The following is a 14,823-nucleotide window of genomic DNA, read 5'->3' on the forward strand; positions in this document are numbered from 1 at the left end:
TTTCATGGGCACCAGGATCACCCTGCTGGCCGCGGCCGTGGTCGCCGCCGCCGCACTTCCCGCCACCGCCCACGCGGCGGAACCCTGCGTGGGCTCGGCGACGTGCGTCGGCGGGCAGCTGAGCGACGGCACGCCGTACAGCTTCGCCAAACCCGCGCGGTGGAACGGCGCCGTGCTGGTCGACCTGGACTTCGCCGCGGGCGGGCTGTCGAGCGCGCTCACCGCGAGCCTCCTGGAACGCGGCTACGCCGTGGGCGGCACCACCCGCACGGTCACCGGCTGGAACATCGCGCGGGCCATCGACAACCAGGCGGCGGCGCTCGGCCGCTTCGAGACCGCGTTCGGCCCCGCCCGGTACGCGATCGCCGAAGGCCGCTCGATGGGCGGGATGGTCGCCGCCGGCGTCGCGCAGGTGTACCCCGGCCGGTTCGACGCGGCCGTGCCGATGTGCGGCGGCCTCGGCGGCGCGGTGGGGCAGTGGAACCAGAAGCTGGACACCGTCTTCACGCTCAAGACGCTGCTGTTCCGGAACACGGCGCTCCCGGTGACCGGCATCCCCGCCGACGTCCCCGGCACCCAGCAGCAGTGGATTTCGGCGGTGACCGCGGCGCAGGCGACCCCGGCGGGCAAGGCGCGCATCGCGCTCGCGGCGGCGATCGGCCAGCTGCCGGGCTGGGGCCTGGCCCCCGACGGCACGACGACCCCGGTGCCGACCACCGCCGACGGCGTCGAGGAGGGGATGTTCCTGGCGCTGGCGGGCGGGCCGCTGCCCTACGTCGGGCAGGCGGTGAGCAGCCGGCGGGCGATCGAGCAGCTGGCGGGCGGGAACCCGTCGTGGAACACGGGGGTCGACTACGCGCGTCAGCTCACGACGGCGGCCCCGGAGCAGCGGGACACCGTGCGGCGGTTGTACGAACGCGCGGGGCTCGACCTGCGCGCCGACCTCGGCCGGCTCGCCGCCGAACCCCGCGTGTCCGCCGACCCGGCGGCGGTCCGCTACCTCGAGCGGGGCATCGTGTTCACCGGCGACCTGCGGATCCCGGTCCTCACCGTGAACGGCACCGGCGACCAGATCTCGACCGTGGCCCAGCAGGAGTCCTACGGCGCCTTGGCCCGCCGGCCGTCCCTGCTCCGCCAGACGTACGTCCGGACGGCCGGCCACTGCACGTACACGACCGGCGAGCAGCAGGCGGCGATCGACCGGACGCTGACCCGGCTGCGCACGGGCCACTGGCCCGACACGGCACCCCGGACGATGAACGAGCTGGCGACCGCCGCGGACGGCGTGCCAGGGCGCTACCTGCCCTACACACCGCCGCGGTTCAACCGGATGTACCCCGCGGCCGGCTAGCGCCGCTTGCCGCAGGTCGTCCGACGGCCGGGCCCGAACAACCCCAATGTGGCGTTCGGTGCGTCAGACGCACCCAACGCCACATTGAGGTTTTCTCAGTAGCGTCCGTGGTGTTCGTGGTGGGTGAGGACGAGGGCTGCTTGGACGATGGCGCCGATGCGGTGGGGGCAGAGGCTGATGTGCTGGAGTGCTCGCCAGCGGGTTTTGAGGATGGCCATGGCACGTTCGCCGAGAGCGCGGAGTCGGCTGTGGAGCAGGTTGTGGACCCGCTGGCGGGTGCCGAGGGGTGGTTGACCTGCGGCTTTCTTGAACGGGGTATGGATTCCGATGCCGGCTGAGTGGTAGGCCTTATCGGCCAGTGTCGGCAGGCCTACGGCTGCGGCGGCGGTCAACGCGCCGGCGATGCCGAGGTCGCGGGCGGCGGAGAGGTCGTTGCGGGAGCCGGGCAGCACCGGCGAGGTCCAGAGCGGGAACCCGCCGGGGCTGGCCAGGAACTGGATGTTTCCGCCGAAGGTGCGGTGCTTGCCCGAGTACCACAGATGCACCGTGGCCCCACGGTTGCGGCCTTTGGTTTTGGTGGTGGTCGCCGCGACCCGGTCACAGGTGAACAGGGAGCCGTCCAGGACCACGTGTGTATCGCCGGTATCGCGGCGTTGCGCCAGGACCTGGTGCAGGTCCGGGGCCTGGGCAGCCAGGGCGGTGATGGCTTCGTGCAGGTAGCGGTAGGCAGTGGCGATGCTGATGCGGTGGTCGGTGGCCAGCCGGTGCACCGGGATGGCGTCGCGGAACCATCGCAGTACCAGCACCGCGTGCCGGTAGGGGGTCAGCGCCCGCCGGCCCCGGCGCGTGCCGCGCCGTAGCCGTTCCGCCCGCAGGACACCGGCGACGAACCAGACCAGGTCACCTGACACATCGAGCGTGGCGCCATAATTGATCACGTGGGGCCTCTGGAACCTCGGACTTGATCTTCGCAAATCCAGTCCTACCAGGGGCCCCACGCCTCGTCTCAGGGCAGCACGCACCTGTCCAGCCCCAGTCTTACTGAGAAAACCTCATTGGGGCGCTTGCCCGGGACGCTAGCGCTGCAGCGTCAGGAGGCCCGGCCGCCACGGGAGCTGGTCGTACGGGCCGCTCGCGTTGGGGGACTTGCCCTGGTAGAGGAGCTGGAGGTTGCAGGGGTCGATGGTCTTGGTCTGGTCGGGGTTGGTGCGGACGAGGTCACCGTGGCTGATGTCGTTGGTCCAGGAGGCGCCGCTGTTGGCCTTGCCGGCGAACGGGTTGCTCTCGCTCGCGGCCTGCGGGGTCCACGAACCGCCGAGGCTGCTGGCGGTGAAGGAACGGAAGTAGCGGCCGTTCGCCCCGATCGCCTCGACGATCATCAGGTACTGGTTCTGGCCCTGGACCTTGTAGACCTCGACCGCTTCGAAGAGGTTGTTCGTCGAGTCGCTCATGACGGTCGTGTAGTTCGCGCCGAAGCTGCCGGGGAAGTTGCCGATCGGCATGCTGGCCCGGTAGATCTTGCCGTTGTCACCGGCGAAGAACAGGTACATGTTCGAGCCGTCGGCGATCAGGGTCTGGTCGATCGGGCCGGTGCCGGAGCCGGAGATGCTGCCGGTGAACAGCGGCTGCGGCGACGACCAGCCGTTGGGGTTGGTGGGGTCGCTCGACGTCCGGTAGATGAACGGCCAGGCACCCCACTGGTAGGCGAGCACCCAGATGTTCTTCGGCGCGAAGTAGAACAGCGTGGGTGCCACGGTGCTCTGGTTCATCCCGGTCTGGCCGGCCGAGGCCATGTCGGACCAGTTCGTGAACGGCGTGAAGGCCATCGAGCCGTAGGTCGAGCCCGAGACGTTCGACGCGTAGACGAGGTGCTTGCCGTTGTAGACGACGTTGGTGAAGTCCTTCAGCGAGACCCACCCGTTCTTGGGTGTCGCCAGCACGCCGGACGAGGACCAGCGGTAGGTCGACGGGAGCGAGCAGGTGCCGCCGGGGGTGGTCGGGGTCGTCGGGGTGGTCGAGAGGCCCGTCCACTTCTGGTTGCTGCCGCCGTGGCACGTCCACACCGTGACCGCGGTGCCGTTGGCCGTGCCGGCCCCCGTGACGTCCAGGCAGAGCCCGGACTGCACGCCGACGATCGTGCCGTCGGAGTTGAGCCGCCACTGCTGGTTGGCGCCGCCGTGGCACGTCCAGATCTGCACGCGGGTGCCGGCGGTCGCGCCGCCGGGGACGTCGAGGCACTTGGAGCCGAACACCGTCAGCAGGCCGGCGGCCGTCGACGTCCACTGCTGGCCCGCGCCGCCCGAGCAGTCGTAGATCTGCAGGGTGGTGCCGTCGGTCTGGTTGGCGTTGGGGACGTCCAGGCACCGGCCGGAACCGACGCCGTGCAGGGCGCCGGTGGAGTCGGCCAAGGCCGGCCCCGCCCCCAGCGTCACCGCGGTCACCACCGCCGCCGTGACCGTCACCGCGGCGGCGAGCGCAGCGATCCTGCGGCTCGTGCTTCGTCTGTTCATGTCGACCTTCTCCCGGTCAGCTGCCTGACTGTTATCGCTAACATCCGCGGGACAGCCTGAGCTTCCGCGTCGACGGTTGTCAATCGGTGCGGCCGGGGTTCCGGGAAGCCGGCCGCCGGTCCGGGTGGCGGCGCACCTCAGGGGTGCGATCTTGTGTCCACAAAGGACGAAACCGTCGTGAAAGTTACATGCGCGCGGGGTCCGGATGTCCTTTTGCCGAGCCGGATTCCGAAAGTTTCGCGAGAATACCGGAGACCGCGCCCGGGCGCTACGGCGCGCGAGAACCCCCTCCGGGACGATCGGCCCCGGAGGGGGTTCGAGCGGGGGAACTCAGGCGCAGGAGGCGCCGTTCAACGTCGGCGACCCGAAGGGCGGTGCGCTGCCGGTGTAGTTCGCGTTGTAGCCGATCGTGGCGGTGGCGCCCGTGCCCAGCGTTCCGTTCCACGCCGCGTTGGCGACCTGGACGACGTCGCCGGTGTCGGTCCAGGTTCCGTTCCAGCCTTGGCTGACGGTCACGCCCGGGGCGGAGAAGGTGAGCGTCCAGTGGTCGACCGACGTCCCGCGGTTCTCGATGACGATCTCGCCGGTGTACCCCGTCGACCACGTGCTGACCACCCGGTGTGTGACCTTGCAGCCGCCGGAGGGCTGCGGGGTCGTGGTGGTGGGCGTCGTCGGAGTCGTCGGAGTGGTGGGAGTGGTGGGGGTGGTGGTCGGCACCGGGCCGGCCGCGACGGCGAGGTCGTAGGCCCGCTGCGGGACGAACTGGCCGGCCGTGGCGAGGCAGCCGTCGGCCTCACCCGGCGGCTTGACCCAGAGGAAGGCGGCGATCCGGCTGTCGCCGGTCTGGTCGGTGCTCGGGGTGCCGATCGCGCGGCCGGCGGGGTCGCACCACTCGCTGCCCTGCGGCCCGTTGCCGTTGCGGCTCGTGTCGACCACGGCCTTCAGCCGCGAGTCGCCGACCTGGTCCAGGACCGCCTTGTCGTAGGCGACCTCGTCGCCGGTCGCGCGGTAGTTGGACACGTTGGTCGAGATGCCGTCGGCGCTGTTGGACACGTCCGCGGCCCGCAGCCGCGCCGCGGCGTCGCCGGGGGAGAGCCAGGCGGAGTGGCCGATGTCGAAGTACACCTTCGCCTGGGACGAGCCGGCCTTGAGCCGCTTGCCCGCGTACGCGATCGACGCGGTCGTCTGGCTCTGCTGGTCGCCGCTCTGGCAGCTGGTCATGAGCGCGAGCACGTCGGGTTCGAGCACGATCGCCGCGGGGCGCCCGGCCAGGCCGGCCGCCACCTGGTCGATCCACGCCCGGTAGGCGTCGTGCGACGGCGCGCCGCCGCCACTGGCGCCGCCGCAGTCGCGGTTGGGGATGTCGTAGACGACCAGGATCGGGATCTTCCCGGCGGCCGCCGCGGCCCCGGTGTAGGCGTCGACCTCGCCGCGCACCGCCGAGGTGTTCGTGGTGGTGAACCACCTCGCCTGCGGCACCGCGGCCACGCGGTCGCGGATGACCGCGGCGCGCGAGTCGCCGGCGTTGGCCGCGACCCACTTGGCCGCGTTGGTGCCGGGGTCGGTGTAGAACGCGGAGCCCGCCGCCTGCGCACCCGCCCACGTGGTCGTGGCGACGACCCCGGTCACGGCCAGCGCGGCGAGCGCGCCGGCTGTCACTGTCCTGCTTCGCATGCACTTTCTCCTTCGAACGGATCGCCGGAACGAAAGTGCTGGGAGCGCTCCCATCAGTCCAGCACTGTAGCCGGACGGGCTGAATCGGGAAAGAGGCAGCCGGGTGCCTGCGGTCGTCGTCCTACTGTCCACTTCGGAGGTCGTCGTCGTGGCGGAGCTGCTCGTTCACCCAGATCGCGACCTGGGTCCGGTTGCCCAGCCGCAGCTTGGTGAAGATGTGCTCGAGGTGGGTTTCCGCGGTCCGCCGCGAGATGACCAGGTGCACGGCGATCTCCCGGTTGGTCAGTCCGTTCGCGACGAGCCCGGCGATCTCGGACTCCCGCCGGGTCAACGGCGGCAGCACCACGACTCCGCCGGTCGGCGGGCGCTCGGTGGCCAGCACGTCGTGCAGGTTCGCCCGGTGCCCTTCGCCGGACAGCTCCTCGAACCGCGCGTCACCGAGCGCACCGCGGGCGGCCTTCACCGCTTCCCGGTGCGGCAGGGCGACGGCCACGTCGGGCTCGGATCCGCACTGGTCCCACAACGCCGCCGCCGCGCCGAACAGCCGGGCCGCCCGCCTCCAGTCCCCGCGCCGGGCCGAGACCCACGCCAAGCCGTCCACCCGGTACGCCGCGGAGAGCAGATCGGGGCCGCGCAGATCGATGTCCAGCGCGTCGCGGATCGCGCGTTCCCCGGTGCCGAGGTCACCGCCGTAGCAGACTTCCACCACGCCCAGGCCGAACAACGCCATCGAGCGGTAGGAATCGTCCTGCGCCGCTTCGCACAATCGCCGCATGCCTTCGAGCAGCCGTCGCGCACCCGCGAGGTCGCCGCGGTAGGCCATCGACACGCCCTGGATGAACATCGGGTGCAGCTGCTGCCGGACCTGGCCGCGCGCCTCGAACAGCCGGACGGCTTCGGCCGCGTGCTCGATGGCGTGCGGCTCGACCGCGAGCATCGCGACGAACGCCCGCGCGTGGCAGAGGTAGGGCGCCGCGTCTTCGTCGCGGACGGCCTCGGCCCGCGCCAGCCGCTGTCGCGCTCCGGGCAGGTCCGCGTGCAACGCCGAGCACAGCGCGGCGACGGCTTGCCCCCGGGAGCGGCCCGCGGCCTCGGCGGGCATGGCCGCGAGCGCCCGGTCCGTCCACTCCCGGACCTCCCACACGGCACCGCGGGCCAGCCAGTATTCGAGCATGCTCGTCGCCATCCGCAACGCGATCACGGCTTCCCCGCCGGTACGCAGTGACCACGACAGCGCCGCGCGGATGTCGGCGTGGCCGGCGGACAGCCGCGCGAACCAGTCGTCGCGCCGGGGACCCAGCCACTCGGCGCCCGCTTGCTCCAGGAGCCGGGCGTGGTAGTCGCGGTGCCGCCGGGCCGCGACGTCCGCCACGCCGGTCTCGGCCAGCCGTTCCTGACCGAACTCACGCAGGGCGTTCAGCATCTTGTAGCGGACGCCGGCCGCGCCCTCGACGCGCAGCAGCACCGACTTGTCGACCAGGCCGTCCACCGCGTCCAGGACGTCGGCGGGCCCGTCGACGGCCGGCAGCTCGAACGGACCGGCGAACACCGAACAACGCTCCCAGACCTCCCGCTCGAGGTCGGTGCACAGGGCGTAGCTGCCTTCGACGGTCGCCCGCAGGGTGCGGTGCCGCTCGGGCAGCGACCTCGCCCCGGTGGTCAGCAACGTCAAGCTCGCGCTCACCCGGTCGGCGATCTGGCGCGGCGACAAGGCCCGGATGCGGGCGGCGGCCAGCTCGACGGCGAGCGGCAGCCCGTCCAGCTGCCGGCACACCTCCGTCACCGGGCGACGTTGTCCCCGGTGAGCCGGAACGACGGCAGCACCGCCGCCGCCCGGTCGGCGAAGAGCCGGACGCTGTCGTAGGCCATCGCCAGCTCCGGGGTCCCGGCGGTCTCCGGCGGCACCGCCAGCGGCGCGACCGGCAGGACGTGCTCCCCGGCGACGCCGAGCGAACTGCGGCTGGTCGCCAGGACGCGGACGCCGGGGCAGCGCCGGAGCAGGGACAGGACGAGGCCGGCGCAGTTGTCGACGAGGTGCTCGCAGTTGTCCAGCAGCAGCAGGACGTGCCGGTCCCGCAGGTGCGCGACCACGGCGTCGCGGACCGGCCGGCCGGCGGTGTCGTGCAGGCCGAGGCAGTCGGCCAGCGTGCGGGTGAGCAGGCTCGCTTCGCTCAGTTCGGCGAGGCTGACCACGACCACGCCGTCCGGGAAGGCGTGGGTCATCGAGCTGGCGACACGGCCGGCGAGCCGGGTCTTGCCCACTCCGCCGGGGCCGGTGAGGGTGACCAGGCGGGCCGTTTCGAGCAGGCCGCGCACGTCGTTCTCGTCGCCGGTGCGGCCGACGTAGCTCGTCAGCTGCCCCAGCTCCACCGCGCCGTGGTCGTCCACCGCACACATCGTGATCGAATCCGGTGCGGGTGTCCACTTGGGTTGACGAATACGTAGTTCTCCCGACGCGTCGGGCGGGGTCCGCCGAGCAGACTCGGCGCGCCCGGCGATGCCCGCTCCGCTCCGGAGGTCGACGATGACCACGTCCCACCCGATTCCCGGCCCCGCCGCGGCGGCGATCGCCCGGGCGATCGTGGCCGGCGTCCGGCACGCGGTGCCCGAGCACGCGCCGCTGTTCGACGCGGACGCCACGGCGTTCGCCGGCACCCTGGTGGCGAATCCCCGCGCGGGCACCTCGTCCGGGGCGGGCGCCTTCCGCCGGGCCGGCGTCGCCGAGCACGCGGCGGGCGGCGAACTCGACCGGCTCGTCCGCGCCTACCAGGCCGGCGGCCTGAGCGCCCTGCCGGTCGTGGCCGCGTTGAGCCACCGCGCCGGTGCCGGCGTCGTCGGGTCGGGTGTGGAGGCGGTGCTGCGCTGCGTCGACGTCCTGATCGGACTCTCGACCGAGGCCTACCGCGCGGCGCAGCGCGCGGCGGTCACCGACGTGCGCGCGGACCTGCTGCACGCGCTCCTCGCCGGTCAGGGGTGGGCCGACCTGGCCGGGCGCGCGAACTGGCCGGTGCCGGAGCGCGTCGTTGCCGTCGTCGTGGCGCCCGGTGCGTGCGTCGGCCCGTTCGGCGCCGAGGTGCTGGCCGACCTGAGCGCCGCGAGCCCGTACCTGGTGCTGCCCGCGGACACCGACCCCGGCCGGGTCGTGGGCGGCACGCCCGCGGCGACCGGCCCGGCCGTGCCACCGGCCCAGGCGGCGACGTCGCTGCACTGGGCCCGGCGGACGTGGAACCTGCGCCGCCGCGGCCTGGCGGCCCGCGACCCGGTCGTCCACTGGACGGACCACGTGGTGACCCATTGCCTGCTCGCCGACGAATCGCTCACCGGCGCCCTCGCCGCGCGCAGCCTCGCGCCACTGTCCGGCCTGCCACCGAAAACGCGCGACAAGCTCGTCGTGACGCTCCACGCCATGCTCGACGCCCGGGGCGGCGCACCGGAGATCGCCGCACGGCTGGGGGTGCACCCGCAGACGGCCCGCAACCGCACGCGCCGGCTGCAGGCCCTGTTCGGCAGTCGCCTGGAGGACCCCGAGGAGCGGTTGAGCCTGCGCATTGCGGTGCGCGCGGACCGCGTCGGCATATAGCACTGCCTTTGCGGAAAGCACAAGGACATCCCCGGACGTGAATCGTGTCCGGGCACGAAATCGCCTCTTGATCTTCGTGCCCGGAGACCGGAACGAGTATTTCCCCGCGAAGCGAAACCGGCCCGTGATCTTCCCCGGCGTACGGAGTACTGTTCGGGCACCAATCGGACTCGGGGAAGTGGAGCGATGTCGGAACGATCGCCTGCACAGCATCGGGAAGAACGTGAGTCGGTCGGCCGGGCCGTGATGGGAGTGCTGGTCACCGCCGTTGTCGCCGGGGCGATCTGGACCACCGTGTCCTTGCTGGTTTCGGGCGGGCAGGCGATCTTCGTCGCCGTGGCGGGTGCGGTCACCGGGATCGCCACCTGCGTCGCCGTGTTCTTCGCCCTGCGCCGGGGTGACCAGGTCGCGCGGGCGGCAGCGCAGGCCGAGGCCGCGCGCGACGAAGCCGGGCAGGTGCGCGAATCCGCGCAGTCGGGCAGCCGTGAACTGGCCTGGCTGCTCGATCGGACGGTGCCCGAGGCGGTCCGGCGGCTGCGCAGCGGCTCGGCCGCGGACAGCGTGCTCGCCGAAATCCCGCGTCCCGCCGACGAATTGCACGAGCGCACCCTCCGGTTGCTGATCGACGAGATCGCCACCGGTGAACGCCGCCGCGCCGCCGCGACCGCCGCCTGCGCGAACGCCGCGGGCCGGCTGCAGGCGCTGGCGACCAGCACCCTCGCGGACCTGCGCGAAATGGAGAACCGGTCCTCCGACGCGATGCTCGGGGATCTGCTGAAGGTGGACCACACCACCGCGCAGGCCGGCCGGCTCGCCGACAGCATCGCCGTGCTCACCGGCGCGCGCTCGGGCCGCCGCTGGACGAAACCGATCCGGATGGAGAGCATCCTGCGCGGTGCGCTCGGCCGCATCGGCGCATATCAGCGGGTTCGCGTGCATTCCGCGAGCGGGGTCGCCGTCGTCGGTTACGCCGCGGAAGACGTCATGCACGCGCTCGCCGAACTGATGGACAATGCCACGAAGTTCTCGGCGCCGTCCGAAGAAGTGCACGTTTATGTCGAAGATCTGCACAACGGGGCAGTCATCACCATCGAAGACGGTGGCCTCGGGATGAAGGCGCAGGCCCTCGTCCGCGCCGAGCGCGCGGTGTCCCTCGACGAGCCGCTCGACCTGACCGCGATGTCGGGGACGCGGCTCGGGCTCGCCGTCGTCGGCTGCCTGGCGCGCAAGCACCAGCTGCACGTCTTCTTCCGCCCGTCCTCGCGCGGCGGGATCGGGGTCGTCATGCGGATCCCGACCCAGCTGATCACGCAGCCGCGCCCGGATGTCCTGCCGGAGAAGGAAGAGCAGCCCGCCGCCGTCGCGTGGCCGGGGCCCGACACGAGCCACGAAATCACCGGCGACCTCATCGAGCCGTCGGAACTGCCGAAGCGCTCGCGCGGGCAGACGCTGACCGCCGCGTCGCGCCGGCCGCCGTCGCCCACGCCGAGCACGGCCCGGGCCGAGCGGGACACCGGTTCCCGGTTCGGTGCCTTCCAGCAGCGGCGCAGCGGCGGTCCCACGCCGTCGCACCGCGCCGCCACCCCGGCGGAGACCGGCGAAGACGCGTGACCTCCCACACCCGACCCCGCCAGATTGGAGCGAGGGGACCCGCCTGCCCGGTCCCCGGATTCGATGACTGATTCGGACAAGAGCCTCGAATGGCTCCTCGAGAACCTCGTCGGCAACACCGCCGGCGCGTGTCACGCCCTCGTGCTGTCGCGTGACGGCCTGAAGCTCTGCCACACGCAGGGACTCACCGTCGACCGCGCCGACCAGCTGGCCGCGATCGCGGCCGGGGTCCAGGCGCTGGCGCACGGCGCGTCGGTCGAGTTCGGCGACGGCACCGGCGGCGTGCGCAACTCGATGACCGAGTTCCACGGCGGGATCCTCTTCATCGTCGAGGCCGGGGTCGGCTCGCACCTGGCCGTGATCGCCACCGAGGACGCCGACGTCGGCCTGATCGGGCACAACATGGACGAGCTGGTGGAGCAGATCGGCTCGGTGTTCACCGCTCCGCCGCGGTTCGCGGCGGCCGACCAACCGGCTTCGTGACGCGTTCGGCGCTCGACGGAGAAGACCCGGACCGGCTCTACACGGTCACGGGGGGACGCAGCAGCGCGGACGACATCGACCTCGACCTCGTCACGTTGATCGTCAGCGAATCGGAGCCGTCCGCGGGGATGCAGTCCGAGCACGTGCGGATCCTGCGGATCGCCGAGAAGCCGACGTCCGTCGTCGAGCTGTCGTCCTACCTCGCGCTGCCGGTGAGTGTGCTCAAGATTCTGCTCGCGGACCTGCTGGCCACGGGCAAGGTGTCCGCCCGACATCCGTCGTCGGCCCAGGCCGCGGGACGGACCTCCGACTCGGAATTCCTCAAGAAGGTGCTCGTTGGACTCCGCAATCTCTGAAGTAGAAGAACGGCAGCCACTGGCCGACAGCGCGAGTGACGGCCTGAAGATCGTCGTCGTCGGCGGCTTCGGCGTCGGGAAGACGACGATGGTCCGGTCGGTCAGCGAGATCCGGCCGCTGAGCACCGAAGAGACGATGACGCAGGCCGGCATCGGCGTCGACCACACCCGCGGGGTGCAGGGCAAGACGACGACCACGGTCGCGTTCGACTTCGGCCGGATCAGCCTCGACGAGCAGATGGTGCTCTACCTGTTCGGGGCGCCCGGCCAGGAACGGTTCTGGTTCCTCTGGGACAGCCTCTTCGCCGGCACCCTCGGCGCGGTCGTCCTGGTCGACGCCCGCCGGCTGGCCGACTCGTGGTACGCGATCGACCGGCTCGAGCACCACGGGACGCCGTTCATCGTGGCCCGCAACAACTTCGGCCCGCCGAAGCACAGCCTCGACGACGTCCGCGCGGCGCTCGACCTGGCCGAGGAGGTCCCGCTCGTCGACTGCGACGCCCGCGACCGGGACTCGTCCAAGCAGGTGCTGATCTCGCTCGTCGACCACCTCTACACCCTGTCCAAAGTCCGGGAGGGCGCATCGTGACCGGTTTCCAGACCAGCACCCCGCCGGAGACGGTCCCCGCCGCGGACCGGGTCCGGTTGTACGGACCGGAGTTCCAGAAGGATCCCGCGGCGTTGTACGCCCGGATCCGGCGGGAGTACGGCGGCGTCGTCCCGGTCCTGCTCGACGGCGACATCCCCGCCTGGCTGCTCACCGGCTACCGCGAGATCCACCAGGTGTGCCAGGACTCGCAGCTGTTCGCCCGCGACAGCCGCCGGTGGAACCAGTGGGACAACGTCCCCGACGACTGGCCGCTGCTGCCCTACGTCATGCACAACCCGTCGGTGATGTTCACCGAAGCCGCGGAGCACCGCCGGCGGGCGGGCGCGATCGGCGACGCGTTGTCCGCGGTCGACCAGTTCGACCTCGGCTCGCACTGCGAACGGATCGCGGACAGCCTGATCGACGAATTCGCGGGTAGCGGCGAAGCCGACCTGATCGCCCAGTTCGCGCAGCGCGCGCCGCTGCTGGCGATCGCGAAGATGTACGGCATGCCCGACTCGGAGGCCCCGGCCCTGGTGCGGGACGTCGCCCTGTCCCTCGACGTCGGCCCCGAGGCGCTGCCCGCGTACGTCCGGGTGCAGGAGGCGATGGCGCGGCTGGTCGGCGTGAAGCACGAGCGGCCGGGCGCCGACGTCCCCACGACCATGATGCGGCACCCGGCGGACCTGACCGACGACGAGGTCGTGCAGGACCTGCTGGTGGTGACCGCCGCGGCCCAGCAGCCGACGGCGAACTGGATCGGCAACACGATCCGGCTCATGCTGACCGACAGCCGCTTCGCGATGACGCTGTCGGGCGGCCGGGGCAGCGTCGGGCAGGCCCTCAACGAGGTGCTGTGGCACGACACGCCCACGCAGAACTTCATCGGTCGGTTCGCGTCCCGCGACACCGTGCTCAGCGGCGTCCGCGTGCGCCAGGGCGACCTGCTCGTGCTGGGCCTGGCGGCCGGCAACGCGGACCCGCACGCGCGCCCGGACGCGGCGTACGGCGCCCTCGGCAACCACGCCCACATGTCGTTCGGCCACGGCGAGCACGGATGTCCCTACCCGGCACCGGAAGTGGCCGAGGTGATCGCCCGGACCACGGTCGAGGTCCTGCTGGACCGCCTGCCCGACCTGGAACTCGCTGTTCCGGCGGGCGAGCTGGTGTGGCGGCCGTCGGTGTGGATGCGCGGGCTGGAGAGCTTGCCGGTGACCTTCACCCCGGTCCACGTCGGTGGACCGGGGGCGTGGTGACCTGTCTCGGTGGCTAGGCGGGGGTGAACGTCACCGGCAGTTCACCGGCCGGCCCCAAGCGCCCCAATGTGGCGTTCGGTGCGTTGGACGCAACCAACGCCACTTTGGGGGCGCTTCCCCAGGCCGTGGCCGACGAAGCTCGGGCGCGTGTTCCTACGCCGGGGTGAACGTCACCGGCAGGGAAGCCGGGCCGCGGGTGAACACCCCTCGCTCGGCCGGCGCCGCGCCGTCGGCCAGGCGCAGGTCCGGCATCGCGTCGAGCAGCTGGTTGACGCCCACCTCGATCTCCGTCTTCGCCAGCAGCGCTCCCACGCAGAAGTGGCGGCCCAGTGCGAAGGACAAGTGGCTGGCCGCCGCGGAAAAGGCCGTGTCGGTCGGGAGGTCCGTGCGGAAGATGTCGAACGCGCCGGGGTTGGCGAAGCGGCGCGGGTCGCGGTTCGCGGCGCCGATCAGGCAGGTCACCGTGCTGCCCGCCGGGATCGTCTCGCCGGCGATCTCGACGTCTTCCGCGGGCTGGCGCATGATCATGTGCACCGGCGGCGTGTAGCGTAGGGTTTCGGCGAAGGCCTTCGCGATCAGCTCGCGGTCGGCGCGCACCGCGGCCAGTTGCTCGGGGTGCTCCAGCAGGTTGCGGAACAGCGAGGCGATCGCCTTGTCGGTGGTCTCGCCGCCCGCGGCCAGCAGCAGGCTGCAGAACGCCTTGATGTCCTCGTCGCTCATGGTGGTGCCGTCCACCTCGGTGGCGCACAACGTCGAGAGCAGGTCGTCGCCGAGGTTCGCCCGGCGGTCGCGGATGATCGGCAGCATGTACGCGGCCAGCTCGTCGTGGGTTTCGAGCCCGGCGGCGGTCACCGCCTCGTCCTGGCTGAGGTTGCCGAGGAACGCGATGATCGCGGTGTACCACCGCTGGAACCGCTCGTGGTCGCTCGGGTCGAGGCCCAGCATGTCCACGATGACGTTGATCGGGAAGTGCCGGGCGTAGTCCCCGACGAGGTCGGCCGAACCGCGGCCGCGGAAGGTGTCGATGAGCTGCGCGGAATTGCGTTCGATCACCGGGCGGAACTTCTGCTCCAGTTCGTTGCCGCGGAACGCCGGCGCCACCAGCGCGCGGCGGATCGAGTGTTCGCGGCCGCTCATCTGCAGGATGGTCCGACCGTGCACCGGTTCCAGTTGCCACCCGTAGTTTTCGGTGGTGAACGTGCCTTCCTTGAAGGCGCGTGACACGTCGTCGAAGCGCGAAACGATGTAGCTCTGCATTCCCTCGTGCCAGATCACCGGTGAGTGCTCGAGCATCAGGTCGTAGGCGGTGTACGGATCGGCGGCGAACTCCGGAGAGAGGATGTCCGGTGCGTGCCCTGCTGAAGTCACGTGACTCCTTCGCTCAGTGGTCAAGCCGCCAGGTTAACGGGAATA

The 14,823-nt window shown here is 71.7% G+C and carries 13 protein-coding genes; 7 read left to right on the forward strand and 6 right to left on the reverse strand.

Annotated features, from left to right (window positions below; all coding sequences use genetic code 11):
- Window positions 1-4: 4 nt before the first annotated feature.
- Window positions 5-1,351: a DUF6351 family protein gene (locus tag MUY14_RS09505; RefSeq protein WP_247022540.1), complete on the forward strand. Its 1,347-nt coding sequence runs from the start codon at window positions 5-7 to the stop codon at window positions 1,349-1,351.
- A 95-nt stretch (window positions 1,352-1,446) separates the two neighbouring features.
- Here the strand turns inward: MUY14_RS09505 and MUY14_RS09510 are convergent, their stop codons facing one another.
- From MUY14_RS09510 to MUY14_RS09530, 5 genes are all read right to left on the reverse strand, one after another.
- Window positions 1,447-2,289: a transposase family protein gene (locus tag MUY14_RS09510; RefSeq protein ID WP_247018607.1), complete on the reverse strand. Its 843-nt coding sequence runs from the start codon at window positions 2,287-2,289 to the stop codon at window positions 1,447-1,449.
- Between the two features lie 138 nt (window positions 2,290-2,427).
- Complete coding sequence (locus MUY14_RS09515) at window positions 2,428-3,861, reverse strand: non-reducing end alpha-L-arabinofuranosidase family hydrolase (protein ID WP_247022542.1); 1,434 nt, start codon at window positions 3,859-3,861, stop codon at window positions 2,428-2,430.
- A gap of 330 nt (window positions 3,862-4,191) precedes the next feature.
- On the reverse strand, window positions 4,192-5,520 hold the full coding sequence (locus tag MUY14_RS09520; protein ID WP_315863282.1) for a glycoside hydrolase family 6 protein: 1,329 nt from the start codon (window positions 5,518-5,520) through the stop codon (window positions 4,192-4,194).
- A gap of 136 nt (window positions 5,521-5,656) precedes the next feature.
- Window positions 5,657-7,318, reverse strand: a complete 1,662-nt coding sequence (locus MUY14_RS09525; protein WP_247022546.1) for a LuxR C-terminal-related transcriptional regulator — start codon at window positions 7,316-7,318, stop codon at window positions 5,657-5,659.
- Entirely contained in the window at window positions 7,315-7,923 is a 609-nt protein-coding gene (locus tag MUY14_RS09530; RefSeq protein WP_247022548.1) for an AAA family ATPase, read from the reverse strand. Before MUY14_RS09530 ends, MUY14_RS09525 begins: the two co-directional genes overlap by 4 nt.
- Window positions 7,924-8,059: 136 nt before the next feature.
- Between MUY14_RS09530 and MUY14_RS09535 the strand changes: the two genes are divergently transcribed.
- From MUY14_RS09535 to MUY14_RS09560, 6 genes are all read left to right on the forward strand, one after another.
- Window positions 8,060-9,115 (forward strand): helix-turn-helix domain-containing protein, encoded by a 1,056-nt coding sequence (locus MUY14_RS09535; protein ID WP_247022549.1) that lies wholly within the window; start codon window positions 8,060-8,062, stop codon window positions 9,113-9,115.
- A 246-nt stretch (window positions 9,116-9,361) separates the two neighbouring features.
- Window positions 9,362-10,726 (forward strand): sensor histidine kinase KdpD, encoded by a 1,365-nt coding sequence (locus MUY14_RS09540; RefSeq protein WP_247022551.1) that lies wholly within the window; start codon window positions 9,362-9,364, stop codon window positions 10,724-10,726.
- A gap of 63 nt (window positions 10,727-10,789) precedes the next feature.
- Window positions 10,790-11,209 carry a roadblock/LC7 domain-containing protein gene (locus tag MUY14_RS09545; protein ID WP_247022552.1) on the forward strand — a complete coding sequence of 140 codons (420 nt, stop codon included), beginning with the start codon at window positions 10,790-10,792 and terminating at the stop codon, window positions 11,207-11,209.
- The gene (locus MUY14_RS09550; protein ID WP_247022554.1) at window positions 11,206-11,565 is read left to right on the forward strand and encodes a DUF742 domain-containing protein; all 360 of its coding nucleotides are present in this window, start codon (window positions 11,206-11,208) and stop codon (window positions 11,563-11,565) included. The genes MUY14_RS09545 and MUY14_RS09550 overlap by 4 nt, the downstream gene beginning before the upstream one ends.
- Complete coding sequence (locus MUY14_RS09555) at window positions 11,546-12,154, forward strand: ATP/GTP-binding protein (RefSeq protein WP_247022555.1); 609 nt, start codon at window positions 11,546-11,548, stop codon at window positions 12,152-12,154. Before MUY14_RS09550 ends, MUY14_RS09555 begins: the two co-directional genes overlap by 20 nt.
- Complete coding sequence (locus MUY14_RS09560) at window positions 12,151-13,410, forward strand: cytochrome P450 (protein WP_247022557.1); 1,260 nt, start codon at window positions 12,151-12,153, stop codon at window positions 13,408-13,410. The genes MUY14_RS09555 and MUY14_RS09560 overlap by 4 nt, the downstream gene beginning before the upstream one ends.
- A gap of 153 nt (window positions 13,411-13,563) precedes the next feature.
- On the opposite strand, the gene MUY14_RS09565 is transcribed toward MUY14_RS09560, so the two are convergent.
- On the reverse strand, window positions 13,564-14,778 hold the full coding sequence (locus tag MUY14_RS09565; RefSeq protein ID WP_247022559.1) for a cytochrome P450: 1,215 nt from the start codon (window positions 14,776-14,778) through the stop codon (window positions 13,564-13,566).
- Window positions 14,779-14,823 lie beyond the last annotated feature (45 nt).

Origin of the sequence: Amycolatopsis sp. FBCC-B4732 (genome assembly GCF_023008405.1) — a bacterium.
Classification (GTDB): Bacteria; Actinomycetota; Actinomycetes; order Mycobacteriales; family Pseudonocardiaceae; genus Amycolatopsis; species Amycolatopsis pretoriensis_A.

Coding starts and splice junctions, on each gene's coding strand:
- MUY14_RS09505 (WP_247022540.1), top strand. CDS start 5: ATGGGCACCAGGATCACCCTGCTGGCCGCGGCCGTGGTCGCCGCCGCC.
- MUY14_RS09515 (WP_247022542.1), bottom strand. CDS start 3,861: ATGAACAGACGAAGCACGAGCCGCAGGATCGCTGCGCTCGCCGCCGCG.
- MUY14_RS09535 (WP_247022549.1), top strand. CDS start 8,060: ATGACCACGTCCCACCCGATTCCCGGCCCCGCCGCGGCGGCGATCGCC.
- MUY14_RS09540 (WP_247022551.1), top strand. CDS start 9,362: ATGGGAGTGCTGGTCACCGCCGTTGTCGCCGGGGCGATCTGGACCACC.
- MUY14_RS09545 (WP_247022552.1), top strand. CDS start 10,790: ATGACTGATTCGGACAAGAGCCTCGAATGGCTCCTCGAGAACCTCGTC.